At 74.6% G+C, this 24,928-nt stretch carries 20 protein-coding genes; 11 read left to right on the top strand and 9 right to left on the bottom strand.

Features of this window, described 5'->3' with window-relative positions; all coding sequences use genetic code 11:
* Window positions 1-4: 4 nt before the first annotated feature.
* The 3 genes from DMP17_RS36670 to DMP17_RS36660 all read right to left on the bottom strand — a co-directional run bounded on the left by DMP17_RS36670 (window position 5) and on the right by DMP17_RS36660 (window position 2,938).
* Entirely contained in the window at window positions 5-631 is a 627-nt protein-coding gene (locus DMP17_RS36670; protein WP_226357878.1) for an IMPACT family protein, read from the bottom strand.
* 311 nt (window positions 632-942) lie between these two features.
* On the bottom strand, window positions 943-1,239 hold the full coding sequence (locus DMP17_RS36665) for a hypothetical protein (protein ID WP_226357877.1): 297 nt from the start codon (window positions 1,237-1,239) through the stop codon (window positions 943-945).
* Between the two features lie 13 nt (window positions 1,240-1,252).
* Window positions 1,253-2,938, bottom strand: a complete 1,686-nt coding sequence (locus tag DMP17_RS36660; protein WP_226357876.1) for a sodium:solute symporter family protein — start codon at window positions 2,936-2,938, stop codon at window positions 1,253-1,255.
* Between the two features lie 315 nt (window positions 2,939-3,253).
* On the opposite strand from DMP17_RS36660, the gene DMP17_RS36655 reads away from it, so the two are divergent.
* From DMP17_RS36655 to DMP17_RS36645, 3 genes are read left to right on the top strand one after another with little or no spacing between them, the layout of a single operon-like run.
* Window positions 3,254-4,045: a DeoR/GlpR family DNA-binding transcription regulator gene (locus tag DMP17_RS36655; protein WP_226366603.1), complete on the top strand. Its 792-nt coding sequence runs from the start codon at window positions 3,254-3,256 to the stop codon at window positions 4,043-4,045.
* Window positions 4,046-4,059: 14 nt separating this feature from the next.
* Complete coding sequence (gene galT, locus DMP17_RS36650) at window positions 4,060-5,139, top strand: galactose-1-phosphate uridylyltransferase (RefSeq protein ID WP_337832787.1); 1,080 nt, start codon at window positions 4,060-4,062, stop codon at window positions 5,137-5,139.
* Between the two features lie 10 nt (window positions 5,140-5,149).
* Window positions 5,150-6,565, top strand: a complete 1,416-nt coding sequence (locus tag DMP17_RS36645; protein ID WP_337831927.1) for an amidase family protein — start codon at window positions 5,150-5,152, stop codon at window positions 6,563-6,565.
* 63 nt (window positions 6,566-6,628) lie between these two features.
* On the opposite strand, the gene DMP17_RS36640 is transcribed toward DMP17_RS36645, so the two are convergent.
* Window positions 6,629-7,753, bottom strand: a complete 1,125-nt coding sequence (locus tag DMP17_RS36640; protein ID WP_337831926.1) for a C40 family peptidase — start codon at window positions 7,751-7,753, stop codon at window positions 6,629-6,631.
* Between the two features lie 752 nt (window positions 7,754-8,505).
* On the opposite strand from DMP17_RS36640, the gene DMP17_RS36635 reads away from it, so the two are divergent.
* Window positions 8,506-9,879: a glycosyltransferase family 2 protein gene (locus tag DMP17_RS36635; RefSeq protein WP_337831925.1), complete on the top strand. Its 1,374-nt coding sequence runs from the start codon at window positions 8,506-8,508 to the stop codon at window positions 9,877-9,879.
* Between the two features lie 97 nt (window positions 9,880-9,976).
* Here DMP17_RS36635 and DMP17_RS36630 read toward each other — a convergent pair whose 3' ends face one another.
* Together DMP17_RS36630 and DMP17_RS36625 are read right to left on the bottom strand one after the other, a co-directional pair.
* Window positions 9,977-10,735, bottom strand: a complete 759-nt coding sequence (locus DMP17_RS36630) for an enoyl-CoA hydratase (protein WP_226357872.1) — start codon at window positions 10,733-10,735, stop codon at window positions 9,977-9,979.
* On the bottom strand, window positions 10,732-11,901 hold the full coding sequence (locus DMP17_RS36625; protein WP_060711459.1) for a CaiB/BaiF CoA transferase family protein: 1,170 nt from the start codon (window positions 11,899-11,901) through the stop codon (window positions 10,732-10,734). Before DMP17_RS36625 ends, DMP17_RS36630 begins: the two co-directional genes overlap by 4 nt.
* A 71-nt stretch (window positions 11,902-11,972) precedes the next feature.
* Between DMP17_RS36625 and DMP17_RS36620 the strand changes: the two genes are divergently transcribed.
* Window positions 11,973-12,701: a GntR family transcriptional regulator gene (locus DMP17_RS36620; protein ID WP_374203909.1), complete on the top strand. Its 729-nt coding sequence runs from the start codon at window positions 11,973-11,975 to the stop codon at window positions 12,699-12,701.
* A 14-nt stretch (window positions 12,702-12,715) separates the two neighbouring features.
* On the opposite strand, the gene DMP17_RS36615 is transcribed toward DMP17_RS36620, so the two are convergent.
* Window positions 12,716-13,474 (bottom strand): IclR family transcriptional regulator, encoded by a 759-nt coding sequence (locus tag DMP17_RS36615; protein WP_226357870.1) that lies wholly within the window; start codon window positions 13,472-13,474, stop codon window positions 12,716-12,718.
* Between the two features lie 4 nt (window positions 13,475-13,478).
* Window positions 13,479-14,879: an SLC13 family permease gene (locus DMP17_RS36610; protein WP_226357869.1), complete on the bottom strand. Its 1,401-nt coding sequence runs from the start codon at window positions 14,877-14,879 to the stop codon at window positions 13,479-13,481.
* Between the two features lie 279 nt (window positions 14,880-15,158).
* Here DMP17_RS36610 and DMP17_RS36605 point away from each other — a divergent pair, with 279 nt between their 5' ends.
* From DMP17_RS36605 to DMP17_RS36595, 3 genes are read left to right on the top strand one after another with little or no spacing between them, the layout of a single operon-like run.
* Window positions 15,159-16,325, top strand: a complete 1,167-nt coding sequence (locus DMP17_RS36605) for a pyridoxal-phosphate-dependent aminotransferase family protein (RefSeq protein WP_226357868.1) — start codon at window positions 15,159-15,161, stop codon at window positions 16,323-16,325.
* 44 nt (window positions 16,326-16,369) lie between these two features.
* Complete coding sequence (locus tag DMP17_RS36600; RefSeq protein WP_337831924.1) at window positions 16,370-19,333, top strand: FAD-binding and (Fe-S)-binding domain-containing protein; 2,964 nt, start codon at window positions 16,370-16,372, stop codon at window positions 19,331-19,333.
* A gap of 4 nt (window positions 19,334-19,337) precedes the next feature.
* Window positions 19,338-20,108: a fumarylacetoacetate hydrolase family protein gene (locus DMP17_RS36595; RefSeq protein ID WP_337831923.1), complete on the top strand. Its 771-nt coding sequence runs from the start codon at window positions 19,338-19,340 to the stop codon at window positions 20,106-20,108.
* 35 nt (window positions 20,109-20,143) lie between these two features.
* On the opposite strand, the gene DMP17_RS36590 is transcribed toward DMP17_RS36595, so the two are convergent.
* Complete coding sequence (locus tag DMP17_RS36590) at window positions 20,144-21,334, bottom strand: glycosyltransferase family 4 protein (protein ID WP_226366281.1); 1,191 nt, start codon at window positions 21,332-21,334, stop codon at window positions 20,144-20,146.
* Between the two features lie 211 nt (window positions 21,335-21,545).
* Between DMP17_RS36590 and cobF the strand changes: the two genes are divergently transcribed.
* The 3 genes from cobF (at window position 21,546) to DMP17_RS36575 (ending at window position 24,918) form a co-directional block, all read left to right on the top strand.
* On the top strand, window positions 21,546-22,352 hold the full coding sequence (gene cobF, locus DMP17_RS36585) for a precorrin-6A synthase (deacetylating) (protein WP_226366280.1): 807 nt from the start codon (window positions 21,546-21,548) through the stop codon (window positions 22,350-22,352).
* A 30-nt stretch (window positions 22,353-22,382) separates the two neighbouring features.
* On the top strand, window positions 22,383-22,874 hold the full coding sequence (locus tag DMP17_RS36580) for an SRPBCC family protein (protein ID WP_226357863.1): 492 nt from the start codon (window positions 22,383-22,385) through the stop codon (window positions 22,872-22,874).
* A gap of 403 nt (window positions 22,875-23,277) precedes the next feature.
* Window positions 23,278-24,918: a hypothetical protein gene (locus DMP17_RS36575; RefSeq protein ID WP_337831922.1), complete on the top strand. Its 1,641-nt coding sequence runs from the start codon at window positions 23,278-23,280 to the stop codon at window positions 24,916-24,918.
* Window positions 24,919-24,928 lie beyond the last annotated feature (10 nt).

Here is a 24,928-nt window from a genome sequence, read left to right as displayed (position 1 = left end):
GCGCTCAGGGTAGGTAGAGGTCGCGCGGGCCGGCGTCGAGCGCCTCGACGTCGCCGCCGGTGTGGGCGGCGAGCCAGTCGGCGAACTCACCGGTCTCGGCCTCCGGGACGGCGACGGTCAGCGTGACGTCCGTGCCGTGCGTGATCTCGCCCAGCCGGTACGGGGAGTGGCGCAGGTCGTGCTCCAGACGCCCGGCGCGGTCGTGGCCGACGGCGAGCAGCAGCTCCCGGTGCCGGATCCGGCGCAGCTCGCCGACCGCGTCCAGGGCCGCGGTCAGGGCGCCGGAGTAGGCGCGGACCAGCCCGCCCGCGCCGAGCTTCGTCCCGCCGAACCAGCGCGAGACGACGGCGACGACGTCGGTCAGCCCGCGCCGGGTGAGCACCTCCAGCATCGGGACGCCGGCGGTGCCCGAGGGCTCGCCGTCGTCGCTGCTGCGGGCGGTGAGGTCCCCGGTGCCGGGGTCGCCGATGCGCAGCGCGGTGCAGTGGTGGGTGGCGTCCGGACCGGCCCGGCGGACGCGGTCGATCACGGCCTGGGCGGCCCCGACGTCGGCGACCCGGGCGACGGTGCAGAGGAAGCGCGACCGGGCGATCTCGGTCTCCGCGCTCCCGTCGCGGGCGATCACCCGCACGCCGCGACCGGCCTCACACCGTGACCGCGCTCGCGATCGGCGGCGTGTCGGGATCGATTCAGTGCATCCTGGACGTGTCCGGTGACGAGGCCGCCCGCCTCACCCGGCGGGCTCCCTCGTCCACACCAGGCGGTTCCACCGCCGACATCGAAGGGACCCCCACCCATGAGCGACACCCTCCGCGTCCTGCGTTCCGGTCTGACCCGCGTGGCGCGCCGGATCGACGACTACACCCTCGCGGCGTTCAACCCGGTCTACCCGACCCCCGCCGACCGGGAGCGCTGAGGGCGCCCCCGGCCGGGGGAGTGCGGTCAGTCCTGCTGCTCCGGCGCGGCCAGCTTCAGCGGTCGCAGGTACACCCACAGCACGAACAACGCCCCGATGACCAGCATGCCGATGCCGGTGTCGAGGTTGAGGTTCGTCCCGCCGGTCTTGGCGAGGTTCTCCGGGTCGTTGCCCGACACGATCCCCATGACCAGCAGGACGATGCCGTAGACCCCGAACAGCAGGGCGATCACCGAGCGCAGGTCGAACAGGTTCGCCGCGGTCGAGGACACCGGTGCGTCGGTCCCGTGGTGGTCGGGGTGGTTCTCACTCTTCGAGCTCATCGCAGGTCTCCGCTCAGCCGAACACGACGTAGAGGACGACGGTCAGGGCCAGCACCAGCGCGCCGAGGACGTTCGGACTGCGGTACCAGCCGGCGTCGTCACCGTCGGTGGAGTGGGTGCGCGCCTCCTTCGGGGTCAGGCTCCAGGTCAGCCCGACCAGCTCGGCGTCCGGCTTCGGGGTGGTCACCATCGAGACCCCCGCGGACACGCCGACACCGACGACGAACGCCGCGATGGCGCCGACGAAGCTGCCCGCCTGGCTGGACATCGTCCAGACGTCGGTGCGGACCAGGATGTCGACCAGCACCGCCGCGGTGGTGCCGGAGAGCAGGCCGATCCAGGCCGACGGCCCGGTCATCCGCTTCCAGAACAGGCCGAGGATGAAGATCGCGAACAGCGGCGCGTTGAAGAAGCTGAACAGCGACTGGATGTAGTCCATCAGGTTCGCCGACCCGGACGCGATGAACGCGGTGCCGATCGCGAGCACGCAGCCGACGATCGTGACCAGCCGGCCGACGCCGAGGTAGTAGCGGTCGGCGCGGCCCGGGCGCACCCAGTCCTGCCAGATGTCGTAGGTGAACACCGTGTTGAACGAGCTGATGTTCGCCGCCATACCGGCCATGAACGCGGCCAGCAGACCCGCGATCGCGACGCCGAGGATCCCGTTGGGCAGGACTTCCTTCATCAGCAGCGACAGCGCGTTGTTGTAGGTGATGCCCTCGACGGCGTCGCCGCCGCCGGACTTCACCGCGGCGATCTGCGGGACCAGGATCCCGGCGATCATGCCCGGGGTCACGATGACCAGCACGACCAGCGCCTTCGGGAACGCACCGATGATCGGGGTGCGCCGCGCGGCGGACATCGACTTGGCCGACAGGGCGCGCTGGACCTCGGCGAAGTTCGTCGTCCAGTAGCCGAAGGACAGCACGAACCCGAGGCCGAACACGATGCCCAGCACCGACAGGAACGGGTTCGCGATCTCGGTGAGCGGGGTGCCGGGCCAGGCGTTCAGGTCCGCACCGCCGCTCGGGCCCTCGGTGACCGCGCGGGTCAGGCCGTCCCAGCCGCCGACCCGGTTGAGCCCGGCGACGGTCAGCGGGATCAGCAGCGCGAGGATCACGAAGAACTGCAGGACCTCGGTGTAGATCGCGGCCGACAGCCCGCCGAGGGAGATGTAGCCCAGGACGACGACGGCCGCGACCGGGATCGCCAGGTACAGCGACCAGCCGAGCAGCGCCTCCAGGACCAGGCCGAGCGAGAACAGGTTGACCCCGGCGATCAGGATCGAGGCGACCGCGAAGATCACCGCCTGCACCCGCTGGGTGGTCTTGTTGAACCGCTTGAGCAGGAACTCCGGGACGCTGCGGGCCTTGGAGCCGTAGTAGAACGGCATCATCACGATGCCGAGGAACACCATCGCCGGGATCGCGCCCAGCCAGTAGTAGTGCACCGTCGGGATGCCGAACTGGGCCCCGTTGGCCACCATGCCGATCAGCTCGATCGCGCCCAGGTTGGCCGAGATGAACGCCAGACCGGTGATCCAGGCCGGCATCGACCGGCCGGACAGCAGGAAGTCGAGGCTGGAGGACACCGAGCGCCGCGCCGCGAAGCCGATGCCGAGCACCAGCACGAAGTAGAACGCGACCAGCAGGTAGTCGACCAGGTTCGGGTTGAGGCGCAGGACCTCCTGGGCGGTCATGCCGCGTCCTCCCGGGACGTCCCCGGGGCCCGCCGGGCCGTCTCGTGATGATCCATCTCGGGTAGCTCCTCGCCGTCGAGTGCGTGCGCTGCCGGTCCGCCGGCCGGTGGTGCACGACGGCACGTTGCGCGGACCAACGCACAAGCTAGACCGCACTCGATCAGAAGTGAACACTTTCGCTCGAATTCGAGACCGCTCGGTGACCTCCGCGCCCCCGGCGACCGGGTCCCGACACGCACGGTCGACCCTTGCCGCACGTTCGGTTGTGTTGCATTCTGTGCGGGTGAAGTCCCGACGGTGTCCGGCCCGGACGCGATGAGCCTGCTCGCCGAACAGCGGCGCGAGGTGATCGTGGAGCAGGTCCGCACCCGCGGCGCGGTGCGGGTGTCCGAGCTCGCCGACCACCTCGGCGTGTCCGAGATGACCGTGCGCCGCGACCTCGACGTGCTGGCCCGGCGACGCCTGGTGGACAAGGTGCACGGCGGCGCGACGGCCGTCGGCGAGCACACCACCTCCGAGCCCGGGTTCGCCGCGAAGTCGGTGTGCGAGCTGGAGGAGAAGGACGCCATCGCCGCCGCGGCCGCCGAGCTGGTGACCCCCGGCGCCGCGATCGGGCTGTCCGCGGGCACGACGACCTGGCGGCTCGCCCAGCTGCTCGCCGCGGTGCCGCGGCTGACCGTGGTGACCAACTCCGTCGCCGTCGCCGACGCGTTCCACACCGGTGGCGCCGACGCCCGCGGGACCACGGTGATCCTCACCGGGGGCGTGCGGACGCCCTCGGAGGCCCTGGTCGGCCCGGTCGCGATCACCGCGCTGCGCTCGCTGAACCTGGAGACGGTGTTCCTCGGGGTGCACGGCATGAGCGCCGCGGCGGGCTACTCCACCCCGAACCTCACCGAGCGCGACACCAACCGCGCCCTCATCGAGTCCGGCAGCAGGCTCGTGGTCGTCGCCGACCACACCAAGTGGGGCACCGTCGGGATCTCGACGATCGCCGAGCTGTCCGAGGCCGACGTGCTCGTGACCGACTCCGGTCTGGCCGACGCCGACCGTGCGGTCCTCGAGGGCGAGGTCGACCACGTGATCATTGCCCGCCCCGGAAGGTGACGTACGTGCAGAAGGTGCAGAAGCTGACCACCCGGATGGCCGACGGCCGGGAGATCAACTGGTTCGACGGCCCCGACCACGCCCCACGGGACCCGGCCGATCTCGTCGACGCCCGCGACCTCCCGCGGGTCGTGCCCGCCTCCCAGCTGCGCTACGACGCGCTGGCCGGGGAGTGGGTGACGATCGCCGCGCACCGGCAGGACCGCACCTACAAGCCGCCGGCCGACCAGTGCCCGCTGTGCCCCAGCCGCGACGGCCGCCACACCGAGGTGCCGAGCCCGGAGTACGGCGTCGTCGCGTTCGAGAACCGCTTCCCGTCGTTCGGGTCGGCGCCCGGCGCGCCGCTGCCCGAGCCGGGCCCGGTGCCGCAGGCGGCGTCGGGCCGGTGCGAGGTCGTCTGCTTCACCGACGACCACGACACCCCGTTCTCCCGGCTGACGCCCGACCGCGCCCGCCTGGTGCTGGAGGCGTGGGCCGACCGGACCGCCGAGCTGGGCGCCCGGCCGGGGGTCCGCTACGTCTTCCCGTTCGAGAACCGGGGCGCCGAGATCGGCGTGACGCTGTCCCACCCGCACGGCCAGATCTACGCCTACCCCTACGTCCCGCCGTTCCCGCAGCGGATGCTCGCCCACGTCGCCGCGCACCGGGAGGCGACCGGGGAGAACCTGTTCGACACGCAGCTGGCCGCCGAGCGGGCGGGGGAGCGGGTCGTCGTCGCGGGGGAGCACTGGACGGCGTTCGTGCCGCAGGCGGCGCGCTGGCCGGTCGAGGTGCACCTGTACCCGCACCGTCCGACCCCGGACCTGCCCGCCCTCGACGAGGCCCAGCGCGCCGAGTTCGCGACCCTCTACCTGGACGTGCTGCGCCGCCTCGACGCCCTCTACGACGACGAGCTGCCCTACGTCGCGGGCTGGAACCAGGCCCCGGTGCTGGAGTCCGACGGTCGCTCCGACGCCCGGCTGCACCTGCGCCTGCACTCGATCCGCCGGGCACCCGGGAAGATCAAGTACCTGGCGGGGTCGGAGTCCGGCGCGGGCGCGTTCATCTCCGACGTGCTGCCCGAGGCGGTCGCGGAGCGGCTGCGTTCGCTGTAGGTGTGTGCGGGTGGAACCGGAACCCGACGTCCCCCTGGTCGACCGCCCCGCCGTCGAGCTGGCCGCGCTCGTCGCCGCGCGCGAGGTGTCCTCGCGGGAGCTGACCCGGGCCTGCCTGGAGCGGATCGACGCGGTGAACGGGCACGTCAACGCCGTCGTCACCCTCGACGCCGACGGTGCACTCGCCGCCGCGGCGGCCGCCGACGACCGGCTGGTCCGCTCCGGGCCGGACGGACCGCTGCACGGGCTGCCCGCCCTGCACAAGGACACCCACCTCACGGCCGGGATGCGCACCACCCACGGGTCGCCGCTGATGGCCCGGCACGTCCCCCGCACCGACGACCTGGTCGTGGCCCGGATGGCGGCGGCCGGGGCGATCCGGCTCGGCAAGACCAACACCCCGGAGTGGGCGGCCGGGTCGCACACGGTCAACCCGGTGTTCGGCGCGACGCACAACCCCTACCGGCCCGGGCACTCCGCGGGCGGCTCGTCGGGCGGGGCGGCGGCCGCACTGGCCTGCGGGATGGCGCCGCTGGCCGAGGGCAGCGACATGGGCGGCTCGCTGCGTAACCCGGCGTCGCTGTGCAACGTCGTGGGGCTGCGGCCGACCCCGGGGCGGGTGCCGTCGTACCCGGCTCCGCTGTCGCGCCAGGTGCTGGCGGTGCAGGGGCCGATGGGGCGCACCGTCGCCGACGTCGCGCTGCTGCTGTCGGTGCTGGCCGGGCCGGACCCGCGGGCGCCGCTGTCCCTCGACGGCCCGTTCGTCGCGCCCCGCCCGGACGTGGACCTGCGCGGCCTGCGCGTCGCGTGGGCCCCCGACCTGGGCGGGCGGATCCCGGTCGACCCCGGCCCGGCCGCGGTGCTCGCCGACGTCCCCGGGGTGTTCACCGGCGCGATCGGCGCCGAGGTGACCGCGGACTGCCCGGACCTCGACGAGGCCGACGACGTGTTCACCACGCTGCGGGCCTGGCAGTTCCTGATCGGGCTCGGGCCGGTCGTCGACGCACACCCCGGGCAGGTCAAGGCCACCATCCACGGCAACGTCGACGCCGGGCGCCGGCTCACCGTCGCCGACCTGACCCGCGCGCACCTGGCGCAGTCCCGGCTGCACGAGGTGGTCGCGGACTTCTTCACCCGCTACGACGTGCTGGCCTGCCCGGCCGTGCAGGTCGAGCCGTTCCCGGTGGAGCAGGAGTACCCGGACACCGTCGCCGGGGTCGCGCAGCCCGACTACCTGGGGTGGATGCGGTCGGCGACGCTGATCAGCGCCACCGGCTGTCCCGCGCTGTCGGTGCCCGCCGGGTTCACCGCGGCCGGGGCGCCGGTCGGGCTGCAGCTCGTCGCCGCCCCGCGGGCCGAGACCCGGCTGCTGGAGGTGGCGGCGGCGTTCGAGGCCGCCACCGGACACGGCCGGGTCCGCCCCTGACGTGCGTCGAGGCCGGTACCCCTCCCCAGGGGCACCGGCCTCGGACGTCGGTGACGCGGTCGGTCAGACCCGGACCGCGTTGTGGAACGGCATCGCGTCGATGTCGGAGTACTTGACCGGCTCGCCGCTGGTGGAGGCGTGGAGCACCTTGCCGTTGCCGGCGTAGATGCCGACGTGGCTCACCGGGGAGTAGAAGAACACCAGGTCGCCGGGCTTGAGCTGGCTCTTGGAGACCGGGGTGCCGTCCATCTGCGACTGCGCGCTGGAGGTGCGGGGCAGGTCGACGCCGATCTGCTCGAACGCCCACACCATCAGGCCGGAGCAGTCGAACGCGCTCGGGCCGGTGGCGCCCCACTTGTAGGGCTTGCCGAGCTGCTGCTTGGCCTGGGCGAGCGCCTGGGCGCCGTCGGAGGAGCCGGTCAGGCCACCGACGATGTCGCCGAGCCCGCCGCCGTCTCCGTCGTCGTCACCGCCGCCGCCGTTGCGGGCGGCCGCCTCGGCGGCCTTCGCGCGGGCCTCGGCCGCCTTCGCCGCGGCCTCCTTCTGGGCGACGGCGGCGATGCGGGCCGCATCGGCCTTCTCGAACGCCTGCGGGACCGACGCGGTGACGTGCTCGAATCCGCTGGTCAGGGTGGACGCGGCGTCGCTGGTGCCGGTGCCGCCGTGCTCGGAGCCCGCGGCCGGGACCGACAGCTTCATCGTGGCCTCGTTGGCCGCGCCGGTGAGGTCCATGTCCGCGGAGGTCTCGGGGGACTGCTCCGGGGAGCTGAGCGTCGACACGACGCCCATGACCGCGGTGGCGCCGACGAGTGTCGCCGACATGGTCGCGACGACGGCGCGCGGGTGACGCCCGAGCGGCCCGGTGTCCGAGGTGCCGCGGAGCAGGCCGATCGCGGTCCGCGAGGTGACGCCGGCGGGGGTGTCCGACGCGTCGCGGGTGATGACGGTGTCGCCGCCGGACGCGGCGGGGAGGCCGGTCGCGGGGGTGTCGATGCGCTCCAGGTCCGGGCCGGGGGCCTCGGAACGGCGGGCGCGGCGGCTGCCGGGCGCGGGGGCGTCGAAACCGGTCTCGGAGTAGCGCGCGAGCAGGTCGGCTGCGGAGATGCCCGCGGCGGCGTCGCGGTCCCGGCGACGCCGGGGGACGTCGCTCTCGGGTGTATGGAGGTCCGGGGTGAGTGCAGTGGTCATTCGGGGGTCCTCGCCACCTCGGATCCGCCCCGGTCCTCGTGACCGGACACGGCTCCGCCCGCTGCGTGCTGGGTGGGCGCCAGGGGGAGTGTCGGTCAGCGGGGAGCGTGGGACCGACCAGGCGCACCAGCCGACGTCTCGTCGACCAGCCGAGAGCGACCGTAACCGCTCCGTGACACGGACACCGACCGGGCTCGCCGGGTGTGCGGCGAACGGCCGGTCCGGAGCGACCCGCGCACCGGGGCCACGCCCAACGGTGGGTGCGGTGCGCCGTTCGGGTCGTACGGTCGGTGTGCTGCGCCGAACGGTGCGCGCGAGCCGGTGTCGCGGTGCGCACCGTGACCGGGAAAGCCCCGGACGGACCAGCCCGTCACGAACCCGGCACGCCCGCCGGCGACGCCCGGGCGGCACCTCCTCCGGTGACTGCGCCGGGAGGCCGTCCGGGCCGTGGCGGACGGAGCAGTGCGCAGGAGGTGTCCCGTGCCTGGTGAGCGCGGGTACCGGGTGCTCTGCCACGATCGGGGTGCGTGCCGGCCGCGACCGGCGCGGCGCACCGGCCGGCTCGACGCCGGGGTCCGGTGCCCGGGGCGGGACCCGGTGCGGCGCAACGTGACGTCGGCCGCACACGGTGAACCGGGCGGCGGTCCGCGACGTAGGCACACGGGGGCACGTCCGCGAACGGACGGGTCCCGGGGCCGGGCCACCGACACGGACCCACCGACAGAGGACCCACGACCCGGGAGGTCGCAGCAGTGCCGGACCGAGCAGGCGGCCCCGTCTGGGTGGGCGAGCTGGCCCACCACCGTGCCGTGCACGGCACGGGCCGCGGTGCCGGCGACCTCGTCGTCCCGCCGCGGTTCGGCTCGGCCCGGCTGCTGGTCACCGACGGCGGTGTCCCCGTCGGCCAGGCCGACGTCCCGCTGCACGAGGGCCGGGCGCGCGCCGCGGACCTGGCCCGGGCCGCCGCGGCCGTCGCCGGGCGCGAGCCGCCGGGGGAGCCCGCGGTGTCGGCCGAGCCCCTGACCGTCGTCGTCGCGACGCGGGGGCGGCCGGAGAGCGTGCGCCGCTGCCTGGCCGCGGTGCTGGCCGGCGACCACCCCGACGTGACCGTGCTCGTCGTCGACAACGACCCGCCCGACGAGCGCACCCGCGAGGTCGTCCGCGACTGCGACGACCCACGGGTCCGCTACGTCCGCGAGCCGCGGCGCGGGGTGTCGGTCGGGCGCAACCGCGGCCTCGCCGAGGCCCGCACCGCGGTCGTCGCGTTCACCGACGACGACACCGAGCCCGACCCGCGGTGGGCGTCGCGGATCGCCGGGTCCTTCGCCGAGGACCCCGGGCTCACCGCGCTGAGCGGGCCGGTGCTCGCCGCGCGGCTGGAGACCCCCGAGGAGCGGGCCGCCGACGTCGCGCTGGCCTGGAACAAGGGCTTCCTGCCGCGCCGGTTCCGGCTCGACGACCCACCCGCGGACTCCCCGGTGTTCCCGTTCTCCCCGGGCCTGTTCGGGATCGGCGCCAACCTGGCGGTGCGCGCCGAGCCGGTCCGCGCGCTCGGCGGGTTCGACGAGGCGCTCGGCCCGGGCCGGCCCACCCGCGGCGGCGAGGACATCGAGCTGCTGGTCCGGATCGTGCTCGACGGCGGCACCCTGGCCTACCTGCCCTCGGCGTGGGTGTGGCACCACCACCGGCCCTCGTCGGGCGAGCTGCGCGACCAGATGGGCGGCTACGCGCTCGGCCTGGGCGCCTTCCTGGGCAAGGTGGCGCTGGACCCGCGGGCGCGCCGGCTGGCGGTGCGCCGGTTCCCGGCCGCGCTGGGGCGGCTGCGCGACATCGTGCGCCGCGAGTCCTCGGCGCCGAAGGCCGTCGCGCGGGCCCGCCACGAGCAGCAGACACCCGCCGTCGTCGGCGGGCCCGGGCCGTCGCCGGAGCGGTTCGGGTCGGTCACGGTCGAGGAGCACCCGGCGCCGCAGGACGTCGTCGCGCTGCCGGGGGGTGCGGGCGCCCGCAAGCTGCGCGGGCTGGTGTCGGGTCCGGCGCTCTACCTGCAGGCTCGTCGCCAGGTCCAGGCCGAGGGCGGGACGACCCCGCCGCTGACCGGCCCGGCCCGGCCGCTGCGGCGCCGCTGACCGCGGTCCGGGCCCGTCGGTCCCGCCACCCGGGGCCGACGGCCCGTCGCCGACCCCGGGGCGCCGGTCCGCCCCGGGGTCGGACCGGCGCCCGGGATCAGGTGCCGGTCCAGCTCGGGGTGCCGCCCTGCCCGAAACCGGCGACCGTCGTGCGGAAGTCGGTCGAGCCGTAGACGCGGTCGACCACCGCGGTGTCGTCGGCGGACCGGTCGTCCAGCAGCCGCTTGGTCGCCCAGATCGTCAGCGGTGCGCCGGTGGTGAGCCGCCCGGTGAGCGCGTCCAGTCCCGCGTCGAGGTCGTCGACGACGGCGTGCAGGAACCCCGGCACCCGCGCGGCCTCCTCGGTCTCCAGCATCCGCGCGGTGAGCAGCAGGTCCGCGGTCAGCGGGCGGCCCAGGGCCTCGACCATCAGGTCCAGGGTCCGCGCGGACAGGCAGTTGCCCAGCGTGCGGGCGATCGGCACGCCGAACCGGGCCCCGGGCGTCGCGATGCGCAGGTCGGCCGCGCAGGCGATGCCCAGCCCGCCGCCGACGCAGTACCCGGCCACCGCGGCCACGGTGGGCACGCCGACGGCGCGGACCCGGTCGAGCACGGCGGTGACCCGGCGCTCGTAGGCCACCCCGTCGGCGCCCGAGGTGAACGCGCGGAACTGGCCGATGTCGGTGCCCGCGGCGAAGGCCCGGCCGCCCTCGCCGCGCACGACGAGCGCCCGGACCTCCGGGTCGGCGTCGGCCCGCTCGCACGCCGCCACCAGCCCCTCGTACATCTCCCAGGTCAGCGCGTTGCGCCGCTCGGGACGGCGGAAAGTCACGGTGAGCACCCCGGCCGCGAGCTCCGCGGTCACCTCCGGGCTCACGCGTGGCCCCCGCGGGCGGGGTCGGACAGCTCGGCGAGGACGTCGTCGGTCGCCGCGCCGAGCGGGGGCCCGGCGGTGCCCCGCCGCGCGGGGGTGCGGGAGAAGCGCATCGGCGACCCCAGCTGGCGGACCGCGGGCAGGGTCGGGTGCGGGGCGTCCCAGAAGAAGTCCCGGCCGGTGAGCAGCGGGTCGGTGAAGACCTCGTCGTAGCCGGCGATGGACGCGCAGGGGACCCCGGCCGCGTCGAGCGCGGCGAGCACGTCGGACGACGACCGGGTGGTCGTGACCGTCTCGATGCAGTCGATCAGCGCCACCCGGTTCGCCAGCCGGGAGCCGGGGTCGGCGAAGCGGGGGTCGTGCTCGAGGCGTTCCAGCCCGAGCGCCGCGCACAGCGACGTCCAGAGCCGGGTGGTGTTCGCGCCGACCGTCACGTGCCCGTCGCGGGTGCGGACGGCCTGGTAGGGGGCGTAGCGCTGATGGGCCGAGCCCTGCCGCGCGGGCACCTCCCCGTCGCCGAGGTACATGCCCGCCTCCCACACCGCGAGCGAGACGCCCGACTCCAGCAGCGAGACGTCGATGTGCTGGCCGGTCCCGGAGCGGTCCCGCTCGCGCAGCGCCGCGGTCACCGCGAGCGCCACGTAGAGCGCGGTCACCAGGTCGCAGACCGGCACGCCCACCTTGACCGGGTCGCCGTCGGGCTCCCCGGTCACGCTCATCAGCCCGCTCGCGGCCTGCGCCATGATGTCGAGCCCCGGCCGTGTCGCGGCCGCACCGTCGACACCCCAGCCCGACGCCGAGGCGTACACCAGCTCCGGGCGGCGCTGCGCCAGGGCCTCGTAGCCGAGCCCGAGCCGGTCCATCGCGCCCGGCCGCAGGTTCTCCACCACCACGTCGGCGCGGTCGACCAGGGCCAGGAACGCGGCGCGGCCCCGCTCGTCCTTGAGGTCGAGGACGACGGACTCCTTGTTGCGGTTGAGCCGCAGGAACGGGGAGCTCTCGCCGTCGAGGAACGGCCCCGCGGACCGGGTCGGGTCGCCGGTGCCGGGCGGCTCGACCTTGACCACCCGGGCTCCGAGGTCGGCGAGCTGCATCGTCGCGAACGGCGCGGCCATGAAGGCCCCCACCTCCAGCACGAGCACTCCGGTCAGCGGTGGGTCGGTCTGCATCGGCAGCCCTCCGGGGTCGTCGGCGTCGGCCTTGATATACGGTATACGGAAACACGGGAGAGGTGGGTGCGGTGACCGCGGTGCAGACGGGTACCGGTGGCCGGATCGTCGCGCCGCCGTCCATGGCGGAGCTGGCGACCGACGCCCTGCGCGCGATGATCTTCTCCGGGGAGCTCGCGCTGGGGGAGCGGCTGGTCGAGGCGCGCCTGACCGAGCGGCTCGGGGTCTCCCGCCCGCCGCTGCGTGAGGCGCTGCAGACGCTGACCCACGAGGGCCTGGTCGTCGCGCACCCGCGGCGCGGCGCGACCGTGCGCACGCTGACCCGGCACGACGTCTACGAGATCGTGACCCTGCGCGAGGACCTGGAGGCGCTCGCCGTCCGCCTCGGCGTGCCGGTGCGCGTGCCCGAGCGGCTGGAGCGCTGCCGGGCGGCCCTGGCGGCGTTCGAGGAGGTCGGCCGGGCCGGCGACGAGAGCCGGTTCCTGCACCACAAGTTCGAGTTCCACCTGTCGCTGGTCGCGCTGGCCGGGCACTCGCGGCTGACCGAGGCCTACCGGGCGCTGTCGTTCCAGATGCAGCTGTGCATGGCGATGAACCGCACCGCCCGTCGCGAGTCCCTGCTGGAGAACGTCGAGCGGCACCGTGAGCTGCTCGCCGTGGTCGAGGCGGGGGACCCGGAGGTCGCACAGCGGGCCCTGACCGAGCACGGCCACACGTCGTTCCTGCTCGACCTCGTCGACCGGCTCGACGGCGGCACGCCGGAGTCCGAGGAGTGGCTCGCCCGCCGCCGCGGGGCCTGAGCTCCGGGCGGCGCTCACGCGAGCGTCCCACCGATGCCCTCGGCGGCGGCCCGCAGCAGCGCGGCCGCCTCGGGGACGCGGTCGTGTCCGAAGCGGTGGATCGGGCCGGACACCGACAGCGCCGCCGGGCTGGACACCCCGGCGAGCGGGACGGCCACGCAGAACACACCGACCTCCTGCTCCTCGGCGTCCACGGCGAACCCGGCCCGGCGGATGCGGTCGAGCTCGTCGAGCAGCCGGTCGGGGTCGACGACGGTGTGGTCGGTCGCCGCGGGCAGCCCGGTGGAGCCCAGCAGCCGCCGTGCCGCGGGCGCGGGCAGCTGGGCGAGCAGCGCCTTCCCGACGCCGGTGCTGTGCAGCGGCACCCGCCGCCCGACCTCGGTGAACGTGCGCATCGAGTGCGGCCCGGGCACCTGCGCGGTGTAGACGGCGCGCTCCCCGTCGAGCACGGCCATGTTGGCGGTCTCGCCGAACCGCTCCGCCACCGCGCGCAGGTCGTCCCCGGCGCGCACCCCCAGCACCCGCGACGCCCGGTCCCCGAGCCCGATCAGCCGGGGCCCGAGGGTGTAGCGGCGGTTGGCCACCTGGTGGGCGTGGCCGAGCTCGCGCAGGGTCGCGACGATCCGGTGGATCGTGGGCTGCGGCAGGTCGACGGCCGCGGCGAGCTCGCTGATCGACAGCTCCCCGTCCGCCTCGGCCAGCACGTCGAGGATCCGGAAGGCCCGGACGACGGACTGGACGCCGCCGCCCGGGCCTGCTCCCGTTCCCGGCACCGGATCAGCCCCAGCCGGGGACGACGAAGATCAGCCAGCTCAGCAGCGGCGCCACCGCGCACATGCTGAAGCCCCAGATCATGAGCCCGCGGAACACCCGGTCGGTCTGGTCGGCCGGCGCGTTCGCGACGACCAGCGCCCCGCTGGTGGAGAACGGCGAGGAGTCCACCACCGACGACGACAGCGACAGCGCGATGATCAGGCCGACCGCGCCCACCTCGCCGGCGAGCAGGAACGGCACGGCCAGCGGGATCAGGGCGCCGAGGATGCCGGTGGTCGAGGCGAACGCGGACACGATCGCGCCGATCAGGCAGATGATGATCGCGGCCAGCAGCGGGGACCCGATCGTCGTCACGAGGTTGCCGAGCCAGTCGATGGTGCCGACCCGCTCCATCAGCGACACGAAGGTCACGATCCCGCAGATCAGCAGCACCGTCGGCCACGCGACCTGCCCGACGGCCGCCTTGGCCGAGGACGGCGAGATGACCGAGAGGACCGCGGCCACGGTGAGCGCGGTGAAGCCGACGTCGAGGCCGAACGCGAGTGCGCCGACGGCCAGGGCGACCAGGCCCAGGATCGTGAACACGTGGTCGCGTTCGAGCGGGCGGTGCGGCTCGTCGTCGTCCGGGCCGTGCGGCTCGGCGGCCCCGGACCCACCCGACCCGGCCCCACCGGTCACCGTCCGTGACCGGCCGTGCGGGACGGCGCCGCCGCCCAGGGCGAGCGAGGTGCCCGGCTCGGCGGCCACGGCGACCCGGTCGTCGCCGGCGCCGGAGGATCCCGCGGCATCCCGGGAACGGCGGAGCAGTTCCCGTCCGCCGAACATCAGGAACACGACGATGCTGAGCGCGAGATTGAACACGAACGACGAGACGAACAGCAGTCCCGGATTGCTCGGCAGGTTGTTGCGGGCGACGACACCGTTCACGATGCTGCCGAAGATGCTGATCGGCGAGAAGCCGCCCGCGCTCGCCCCGTTGATGATGAGAAGGCCCATCAGCATCGGGTTGATCTTGTAGCGTTGGGCGAATCCCATGCCGATCGGCGCGATGATGGCGACCGCGGCGGGGACGACGGCGCCGACCGCGGTCAGGACCGCGGTGACGCCGAACATGACCCACGGGATCAGCGCGATCCGGCCGCCGACGGCCCGTACCGCCAGCTGGACCAGGCGATCCACGGTCCCGTTGCCCTTGGCGATGGCGAACAGCAGGGTCACGCCGACGAGGATCACGAACAGGTCGCCGGGGAACCCGCCGACGATGTCGTCGGTGTCCTCCCCGACGAACGCCGTGCCGACGACGAACGCGGCGACAAAGGCCAGCGCGCCCATGTGGACCGGCAGGATCGTCGCTATCAGAAACACCAGGGCGAGTGCCACGATGGTGATGAGTTCGATGGACATCGTTTTCCTCTGGGGTCGGCACTGACGCAGACAGGAACTGATGACGCGGTCCGCGCGACGTCGCCGGGCCGCATTTTCCGCAATGCGGAAAACGAATTCGATATCCCGAGTATCAGCAGGATCACACACGCCCGTCAAGCGGCGTCGATGCCGCCCGCCGGGGTGTGGGAAGGCCCTGCAGCACCCTCTCGACGGCAGACTGTAGACGGTATACCGTCATCAGCGCGAGACCCGGATTCCGCCATCCGGAACCATCGGTCACCGAGCGTGGAGGAACTCATGACGTACGCAGCCGGTCGGCACTTCCTGCAGATCCCCGGCCCGACGAACGTGCCGGACTCGGTGCTGCGCGCCATGTCGGCCGCGACGATCGACCACCGCGGCCCGGACTTCCAGGCGCTGGGGACGGAGCTGCTGCGCGACGTCCGCCCGGTCTTCGGCACCACCGGCCCGGTCGTGATGTACCCGGCCACCGGCACCGGCGCGTGGGAGGCGGCCCTGGTCAACACCCTGAACCCGGGGGAGACGGTGCTGTGCTTCGAGACCGGGCACTTCGCCACGCTGTGGCAGGAGATGGCGGGCCGGCTCGGGCTCCGGGTGGACCTCGTGCCCGGCGACTGGCGGCACGGGGCGGACCCCGCCGTCGTCGCCGAGCGGCTCGCCGCCGACACCGGCCGCCGGATCGCCGCGGTCTGCGTGGTGCACAACGAGACCTCGACCGGTGTCACCAGCCGGATCGTCGAGATCCGCGCCGCGATGGACGCCGCCGACCACCCGGCCCTGCTGCTGGTCGACACCATCTCCTCGCTCGGCTCCATCGACTACCGGCACGACGAGTGGGGCGTCGACGTGACCGTCGCCGGCTCGCAGAAGGGGCTGATGCTGCCGCCGGGGATGAGCTTCAACGCGATCAGCGCCAAGGCCCTGGAGCGCTCCCGCACCGCGACGATGCCGCGCACCTTCTGGGACTGGGGCCCGATGCTCGCGGCCAACGAGCGCGGCTTCTTCCCCTACACCCCGAACACCAACCTCATGTACGGGCTGAAGGAGGCACTGCGCCTGCTCCACGACGAGGGGCTGGAGAACGTCTTCGCCCGCCACACCCGCCACGCCGAGGCCACCCGGGCCGCGGTGCGGGCGTGGGGCCTGGAGGTGCTGGCCCTCGACGAGCGCGAGTACTCCAGCGCGCTCACCGCCGTGCTCGTCCCCGACGACGTCGACGCCGACAAGGTCCGCGCGGTGATCCTCGACCGCTTCGACATGTCGCTGGGCGCCGGTCTCGGCCGCCTCGCCGGGCGGATCTTCCGGATCGGCCACCTCGGTGCGTTCAACGACCTCACGCTGGCCGGGACCCTCGCCGGTGTCCAGATGGGCCTCGGTCTCGCCGGGGTGCCGGTCGCGGGCTCCGGCCTCGACGCGGCGCTGGAGCGGCTGCAGACCGACTGACCCGCCCCGACCGCCCCCGCACCGTCGCGAGAGGACGCCACCCCATGACCGCCGAGCTGACCCGTCCCGCCACCGCCACCACCGCCGTCCCGGGTCTGGAGGAGACGCTCCGGTCGCGGGTGACCGGCGAGGTCGCCTTCGACGACTACAGCCGCCACCTGTTCTCCCGCGACGCGAGCATGTACGCGATCACCCCGCTCGGAGTGGTCTTCCCCCGTGCCCACGACGACGTGGCCGCGGCCGTGCGCACCGCGGCCGAGTTCGGCGTGCCGGTCGTCCCGCGCGGTGCCGGCACCAGCCTGGCCGGCCAGACCGTCGGACCGGGGCTCGTGCTCGACCTGTCCCGGCACCTCAACCGGATCGTCGAGCTCGACCCGGTGGCGCGCACCGCCGTCGTCGAGGCGGGGGTGGTGCAGGACCAGCTCAACCGGGCCGCGGCCGCGCACGGGCTGATGTTCGGCCCGGACACCTCCACGAGCAACCGGGCCACGATCGGCGGGATGATCGGCAACAACTCCGCGGGCAGCGGGTCGCTGACCTTCGGGATGACGATCGACCACGTCCGCGCGCTCGACGTTGTGCTGTCCGACGGCTCCACCGCCCGGCTGGAACCCGTCGACGCCGACGAGCGCCGCCGTCGCGCCGCCGCGGACACCCTGGAGGGCGCCCTCTACCGCGAGCTCCCCGCGCTGGTCACCGAGAACGAGGACGCGATCGCCGCGGGCATGCCGTTCTTCTGGCGCCGGGCCTGCGGCTACCGGCTGGACCGGCTCTCGGGCTTCGCGGAGTCCGGGACGTTCGACCTGGCGAAGTTCGTCGTCGGCGCCGAGGGCACGCTGGTGCTGGCGACCCGCGCCGTCGTCGACCTGGTGCCCAAGCCCGCGCGGACGGTCTACGCCGTCGGCCACTTCGACACCGTGCACGGCGCCATCTCCGCCACCGCCGACGCGCTGAGCTGCGATCCGCACCAGGTCGAGATGATGGACAAGACCATCCTCGACCTGTCCCGCCGCAAGATCGAGTACGCCGACCTGGGCAACCACCTCGTCGGTGACCCGGCCGCGCTGCTGTTCGTCTCGTTCTCCGGCGACGACGAGGCCGGGCTGGTGGCGAAGCTGCGCGCGCTGGCCGCGCTCTGGGAGCGCCACGGCCACGGGTACCACACCCTGGAGCTGGTCACCCCCGCCGAGCAGGCCGCGCTGCTCAAGGTCCGCAAGTCCAGCCTCGGGCTGCTCATGGCGGCGGGGGAGGGCACCCGGCGCCCGCTGGCCTTCGTCGAGGACACCGCGGTGGCCCCCGAGCACCTGGCCGAGTACACCGCGCGGTTCAAGGAGATCCTCGACGAGAACCGCCTCGAGGCGGGGTTCTACGGCCACTGCTCGGTCGGCTGCCTGCACATCCGCCCGTTCGTCGACCTCACCGACCCGGCCCAGGTCGCCACGATGCGCCGGGTCGCGGAGCGGATCAAGGACCTGGTCGCCGAGTACGGCGGCGTGAACTCCTCCGAGCACGGCGACGGCCTGGCGCGCTCGGAGTTCAACCGCGAGATCTTCGGCGACGAGCTGTACGAGGCGATGCGCCGGGTGAAGGCCCTGTTCGACCCTGGGAACGTCATGAACCCCGGCAAGATCGTCGACGCCCCGTCGATGACCGAGAACCTGCGCGACCGCGACGCGCTGCCGCCCGCCCCGCGGCTGACCACGGCGCTGTCGTTCGAGGTGATCGGCGGCCCCGGCGCGACCGGGATGCGCGACGCCGCCGACCGTTGCATGAACATCGGCCTGTGCCGCAAGACCACGGCCGGGGTGATGTGCCCGTCCTACCAGGTCACCCTCGAGGAGGAGCACTCCACGCGCGGCCGGGCGAACGCGCTGGTCAAGGCGCTGTCCGAACCGGACCCGGCCGCCGGGCTCGCCGACGGGCGGCTGCACGAGATCCTCGACCTGTGCCTCATGTGCAAGGCCTGCAAGAGCGAGTGCCCGATGGGCGTGGACATGGCCTCGCTCAAGGCCGAGGCGCTCCACCAGCAGCACGCGGTGCACGGCACGCCGCTGCGCTCGCGGCTGTTCGGCGCGATCCGCACGCTGAACCGGCTCGGGTCGGCGACCGCGCCGCTGTCCAACCTGCCCGGCCGGGTCGGGGCGCTGCGCCGGCTCGCCGAACGGACCGTCGGGATCACCGCGCGCCGCCCGCTGCCGCGCTTCGACCGGGACAACCTGGTGCGGTGGTACCGGCGCCGTGACCCCGCGCGGGCCGGGGCACCGGCCGGAACCGTCGTGTGGCTGGCCGACTCGTTCACCACCTTCACCGAGCCGCACATCGGGCGGGCCGCGATCGGCCTGCTGGAACGGGCCGGGTGGCGGGTCGAGCTGGCCGGCGGCGGCTGCTGCGGCCGGTCCAGCCTGTCCAAGGGACTGCTCGACGACGCCCGCCGCAAGGCGACCGGCCTGGTCACCTCGCTCGCCCGGGACACCCCGGCCGACGCGCCGATCGTCGGCTGCGAGCCGTCGTGCGTGTTCACCCTGCGCGACGAGACCCTCGCCCTGCTCCCGGACAGCGCCGAGGCCCGGTCGGTGGGCGAGCGGGTCCGCCAGGTCGAGGAGCTGCTCGTCGAGGCCCTCGACGACGGCCGCCTGGTCCTGCCCGAGCGGTCGGCGCTGAGCGGACGGCGCGTGGTCTACCACGGGCACTGCCACCAGAAGGCCGAGGTCGGGACCGCGGCGACGCTCGCGCTGCTGCGCCGCATCCCCGGGCTGGAGGTCTCCGAGATCGACTCCGGCTGCTGCGGGATGGCGGGCTCGTTCGGCTTCGAGGCCGAGCACTACGCGACCTCGATGGAGGTCGGGCGGGACCGACTGCTCCCGGCGATCGACGCCGAGCCCGCCGACACCCTGGTCGCCGCGACCGGCGTCTCCTGCCGCCAGCAGATCTTCCACGGCGCCGGGCGCACCGCCTGGCACCCGCTGGAGCTGGTGCGCGAGGCACTCGGCCCGGCCGGGACGGTGTGAGCGGATGAGACTGGTCCGCTACGACTCCGGCCACGGCCCCCGCACGGGGCGGGTCGAGACCGGCGGCGACGGCGACGTCGTCCGCGAGCTGGGCCCGTCCGGGCCGGGGGCGGTCGCCGGGCGGCTCGCCGAGGTCGTCCTGCTCGCCCCCTGCGACCCCCGCACCATCGTGTGCGTCGGGAGCAACTACCCCTGCCAGCTCGCCGAGAAGGGGCGCCCCCGCCCGGAGCGGCCCGCGCTGTTCCTCAAGGCGCCCAACGCCGTCGTCGGGCCGGGGGAGCCGGTGCTGCGCCCGGCCGGGGTGGAGCGGCTGGAGTACGAGGGCGAGCTCGCGGTGGTGATCGGTCGCCGGGCCCGTGACCTGGACGAACGCACCGCCTGGTCGCACGTGCTCGGCCTGACCTGCGCCAACGACGTCACCGCGCACGACTACCGCGCCGACGGGCAGTGGGCGCGGGCGAAGAGCGCGGACACCTTCTGCCCGCTCGGGCCGTGGATCGAGACCGAGCCGGGCGCGGGGCCGTGGGGGCTGCGGACCAGGCTGAACGGCCGCACCGTCCAGGAGTCAGACACCGGGGCGATGATCTTCGACGTGGCGCGGATCCTCGCCCACGTGACCCGCTGGATCACGCTGCAGCCCGGCGACGTCGTGCTCACCGGCAGCCCCGGCGGGGTCGGGCCGATGACCGCGGGGGACCGGGTCACCGTCGCGATCGACGGCGTCGGGACCCTGGAGAACCCGGTCGCCGACCGGCCCGCGCCCGTCCCGCACTGAGCCGGGCCGGCGGGGACCGCCGCAGCCGGCCCGGCTCAGCCCCGGCCCACCGGCTCCGGCGTGTCCAGCTCGGCGGGAGCGGGTGCGCCCGCCACCCCGGCCGCGCTGCGGTAGACGTCGCCGAGCCGGGCCGCCCAGGGCGCCGCCGCGAACCGGTCGAGGAACCGCCGCCGGGCCCCGGCCCCGAGCCGGGCGCGCAGCTCGGCGTCGCGGGTGAGCCGCACCAGCTCGTCGGCGATCCGGGTGGAGTCGGCCGGGGCGAGCAGGCCGGTCTCGCGGGTCACGATCTCCGGGATCCCGCCGACCCGCGTCGCGACCGCCGGGGTCCCGGTGCCGTGGCCGAGCAGCAGCATGCGGGGCATCGTGTCGTGCCGGGTCGTGTGCAGCTGCACGTCGGCGGCGCGGAGCAGCGCGACCGGGTCGGTGCTGCGGCGGAACGCCACCCGGCCGGACAGGGCCTCGTCGGCGGCGACGCGCGACTCCAGCCACGGCCGCAGCGGCCCGTCGCCGCCGAGCACCACGGTGAGCGGCTCGTCCGGACCGATCCCGGCGACGGCGTCGAGCAGCATGTCCTGCCCCTGGCCGCGGCGCATCGGCGCGACCGAGACGGCGACGACCTCGTGGTCGTCCACGCCGAGCCCGCGCCGCAGGCGCTCGCGCTCCTCGGGTGTGCCCTCGCCCGGGTCGGCGGCGCCGTCCGGGATCACCGACAGGCCCTCGGTGGACCCGGCGGCGCGGCGGTACCAGTCGCGCTGCAGGGCCGACGTCGCGATCGTGCGGGTCATGAACCGTTTGCGCGCCAACGTCTTCGCGGTCCGCCGGAGCTGGTCGCCGCGGTCGGCGGGGTGCTCGTGGATGTGGTGCAGCGTGGACACCGCGGGCACCCGCAGCCGGGCCGCGGCGGCCGAGCCCACGACGTCGGGCCGGGCGCCGTGGGTGTGCACCAGGTCCACACCGTGCTCCCGGAACGCGGCGAGCACCTTCACCACGGCACGCGGATCCCACGGCGCGACGTTCAGCTCGACCGGTGGCGCCCCGGCGCGGGCCATGCGTTCGGCGACGTCGGAGTGCCCGGACGGGGCCAGCGCGACGACCACCACCCGGAACCCGGCGTCCGGGGCCGCGGCGGCGAGGTCACCGAGCGCGGCGGCGACGCCGCGGTCGTCGAGCGACTCGACGAGGTGTCCGATCGTCAGGGTCCTGCTGCTGCTCTCGCTGGTGGGCACGGTGACGTGGCCTCCCGGGGTGGCGCTGCGGGGTCGGTCGTCGGCGGTCGGCCGGTGACCCGGTCGGGGCTCGCCGGTCACCATGACACTACCGAGTGACGACGTCGCGTGACGGGGTCGGACGCTGCGCGCATCGGGCGACATCGGGCGGGGGGCACCTGCCGATCGGGGGAGTGCCGGGGAGCACCCGGGGTCCATTACGGTCACTCCGGTGCGCACGGTTCTCGTGATCGGGATCGGGGCCGGTGACCCCGACCACCTCACCCTCCAGGCGGTCCGCGCCCTGCAACGGGCCGACGTCGTCTTCGTCATCGACAAGGGGCTCGACGGCGGGGGGTCGCAGGACGACCTGCTGGCCATGCGCACCGAGCTCCTGCGGCGGCACCGCCCGGACGGCGGGTACCGGCTGGTCACCGCGCCCGAGGTGGGCCGGGACCGCGGCACCGAGGTCGAGCGCGACGACGAGCGCTACCGCGACGTCGTCGTCGACTGGCAGGACCGCCGTGCCCGGCTCTACCGCGAGATGCTCGACGCCGAGCTGGCCGACGGGCAGACCGGCGCCTTCCTGGTCTGGGGCGACCCCTCGCTCTACGACGGGACGCTGCGCCTGCTCGACCGGGTCCTCGACGGCGCGGGGGAGCAGTGGTCGGTCGAGTCGGTCGCCGGGATCTCCAGCGTCGCCGCCCTCGCCGCCGCCCACCGGCTGATCCTCAACCGGGTCGGGCGCCCCGTCCTGATCACCACCGGGCGCCGGATCGCCGAGGGGATGCCCACCGACGTCGACGACGTCGTCGTGATGCTCGACGGCCGCACCGCCTTCGCCACGCTGCCCGACGAGCAGCGCCGTGAGCTGCACATCTACTGGGGCGCCTACCTGGGCACGCCCGACGAGCTGCTCGTCGCCGGGCCGCTCGTCGAGGTGACCGAGGAGATCCTGAAGGTCCGGGCCGAGGCCCGGGAGAACAAGGGGTGGATCATGGACACCTACCTGCTGCGCCGGGGTGCCGACGAGCGCTGACCCGCCGCGGCCCGACGACGAGGAGGTCGCATGCGCTACGCCGACGGACCCACCACCGAGGCCACCGCCCGGGTCGCCGCACCGCCCGAGGCGGTGTGGGAGCTGGTGACCGACCCGGAGTTCCTGGCCCGGGTGTCGACCGAGATGCAGCGCGCCGAGTGGCTCGACGGCGACGTCCCGGGCCCCGGGGCGAAGCTGCGCGGGCACCACCACCACGAGGCCCGCGGCGGCTGGAGCACGGTGTCCACCGTGACCGGCTGGGAGCCGGGTCGGCTGTTCGAGTGGACCGTCGAGGCCGACGCCGAGGGCGGGGAGGCCGCCGTGTGGCGGTTCGAGCTCACCCCCGACGGCGACGGCACCGCGCTGCGCCAGTGGGCCCGGATGGGCCCCGGGCCGTCGGGTCTCACGCAGGCGATCGAGCGGTGGCCGGACAAGGAGGAGCGGATCGTCGAGGGCCGGCTGCGGGAGTGGCGGACCGGGATGGAACGCAACCTCGACGCCGTCCGCGAGCGCCTCGGCTAGTTCCCCGTCCGGGTGGCGGCCACGCGCCGGGACGTACGAACGGTGGCGGATCTGCGACGACCCGTCACTCCGGCGCCGCCCGCTCGTTGAACGGACGGGGCCTCCCGCGATCCTGAGAGCACGGAGCGTGTTCGTCGTAGATCGTTGAGCCGTTCGGTCCAGCCGACCCGTCACTCGGCGTCCGGGGCCGACCCGTGATCGCCCGGGTCGCCGATGCCCTCTCAGGAAAGCAACCTCGGCGGGTCACCGTTTCGTAACGTCCCGAACCGGACGAGCCGGGTGACCCGGCACGATCCGGCCGCTCCCCAGGGGTGCCCCCGCACCCCGGCCACGCCGGTGCCCGCGCCGTCCTCCACCGCTCCCCAGCACCCTCGCCCGCGGCGAGGCGGAAGGACCGCTCGAGATGGGCAAGCACACCCGGACCGGCCACCGTTCGACCGGCGTCGCCGCGGCGGTGGCCGCCGGCCGGTCCCTCCGCGGGCGGCGCAGGCACGCCGCTCCCTCCACGGGCACCGCGCGCCGGGTCGCCGCCCCCGCCGCGCTCGCCGCGCTGCTGCTGACCTCCGGGGGGACGGCCGGGACGGCGTTCGCCGGGACGGGCTCCGACGACGACTCGTCGGGTGCCTCGGCGGACTGCCCGGACGGCACCACCCCGGTCGGCGGGTCGTGCTCGGACTCCCCGGGCTCCTCCTCCGGGGGCCTGGGTGACCTGGTGACCGGCGCGGACGTCGTCGGCTCGGTGCTGGGATCGGGCTCCTCGGGATCGGGCTCCTCGGGTTCCTCGGCCGACGACGGCCCGGGCCGCGACACGTCGGACAAGGGCTCCCGGAAGTCGGACACGGGCTCGGGGAAGTCGGGTGAGGCCTCCGGGAAGTCGGAGAAGGGCTCCGGGACGTCGGACCAGGACTCCGAGGGGTCGGACCGGACCTCCGCCGGCTCGTCCGGTTCGACGGACTCCGCCGGCTCGTCCGGCACGAAGGACTCCGCCGCCCCGTCCGGCACGAAGGACTCAGCCGCCCCGTCGACCGGTCCGCTCGACGCGGTCCCCGGTCTCGGCGACCTCACGGGCGGCCTCGGCAAGGGCGTCGACCTGAACACCTCCACGAAGCCCCTGACGTCGCTGCCCGACCCGGCGCAGACCCTGTCCGACGCCAGTGCCTCGGTGCCCGGCGCCGGGCAGGCCGGCTCGCTGATCGACACCGCGGTGGGCACCGCGGGCACCGTCGTCGGCACCGACACCGGCAACAGCCCGCTGGCCGGCCCGACCGACACCCTCACCGGCCTCGGCGACGTCGTGCCGGAGCTGCCGTCGGTCCCCGGCGTCACCGACGGCAGCACCGACGAGCTGCCGGACGTCCCCGGCCTCACCGCGGGCGGACCGCTGGAGGGCCTCAACGAGATCGCGGGCCTGCCCGACACCACCCCGCTGACCGGCAGGGACGGCCCGCTGCCGGACCTGTCCGGCGTCGCGCGCACGGCGGGCTTGCCCGACTACTCGGGTCTCGGCGGCCTGCCGGACGTGGCCGGGGTCGTCGGCGGCCCGAGCACCGGGCCCACGCAGGTCGACCTGGCGTCGAAGAACACCGACGGCGTGGCCGGGACCGCCACCGTGGATGAGGACACCGTCTCCGGCACCGCGACCGGCATGGACCCGGACGCCCGCTACGTGTCGTTCTTCTACGGCGCGACCTCCAGCGCCACCAACAACAACCCCTGCATCCTCGACGGCACCAACCCGCTGCCCGGCGGCCAGACCGTCGGCGAGTGGGAGGTCGACGAGAACGGCAACGGCACCCTGGAGGCGCCCAACCCGTCGGGGAACATGTACAAGCTGACCGGCGGCACCATGTCGATCCGCAAGGTCGAGCACGGCTTCGACAAGGCCACCGCCCCGCCGGTGAACCCGCTGTCGTACTCGCTGTCCAGCTGCGGCGCGATGGAGCGGATCTCCACCGCCGACCCGGTCACCGACGCCGTCCCGAAGCTCCCGACGGCGAACGTCCCCGGCACCCCCTACGTCTCCGGTCCGGGTCTGCAGGGCTGATCGACGCGCG

Source organism: Pseudonocardia sp. TMWB2A (genome assembly GCF_017312135.1).
The sequence above is the reverse complement of the archived record's forward strand: the minus strand, read 5'-3'. Positions and strand labels throughout refer to the sequence as shown.

Excerpts from the sequence above, each read along its gene's own strand:
- DMP17_RS36665 (WP_226357877.1), bottom strand. The coding sequence starts at position 1,239 with ATGAGCTCGAAGAGTGAGAACCACCCCGACCACCACGGGACCGACGCA.
- DMP17_RS36660 (WP_226357876.1), bottom strand. The coding sequence starts at position 2,938 with ATGACCGCCCAGGAGGTCCTGCGCCTCAACCCGAACCTGGTCGACTAC.
- DMP17_RS36655 (WP_226366603.1), top strand. The coding sequence starts at position 3,254 with ATGAGCCTGCTCGCCGAACAGCGGCGCGAGGTGATCGTGGAGCAGGTC.
- DMP17_RS36640 (WP_337831926.1), bottom strand. The coding sequence starts at position 7,753 with ATGACCACTGCACTCACCCCGGACCTCCATACACCCGAGAGCGACGTC.
- DMP17_RS36625 (WP_060711459.1), bottom strand. The coding sequence starts at position 11,901 with ATGCAGACCGACCCACCGCTGACCGGAGTGCTCGTGCTGGAGGTGGGG.
- DMP17_RS36610 (WP_226357869.1), bottom strand. The coding sequence starts at position 14,879 with ATGTCCATCGAACTCATCACCATCGTGGCACTCGCCCTGGTGTTTCTG.
- DMP17_RS36605 (WP_226357868.1), top strand. The coding sequence starts at position 15,159 with ATGACGTACGCAGCCGGTCGGCACTTCCTGCAGATCCCCGGCCCGACG.
- DMP17_RS36600 (WP_337831924.1), top strand. The coding sequence starts at position 16,370 with ATGACCGCCGAGCTGACCCGTCCCGCCACCGCCACCACCGCCGTCCCG.
- DMP17_RS36595 (WP_337831923.1), top strand. The coding sequence starts at position 19,338 with ATGAGACTGGTCCGCTACGACTCCGGCCACGGCCCCCGCACGGGGCGG.
- DMP17_RS36580 (WP_226357863.1), top strand. The coding sequence starts at position 22,383 with ATGCGCTACGCCGACGGACCCACCACCGAGGCCACCGCCCGGGTCGCC.
- DMP17_RS36575 (WP_337831922.1), top strand. The coding sequence starts at position 23,278 with ATGGGCAAGCACACCCGGACCGGCCACCGTTCGACCGGCGTCGCCGCG.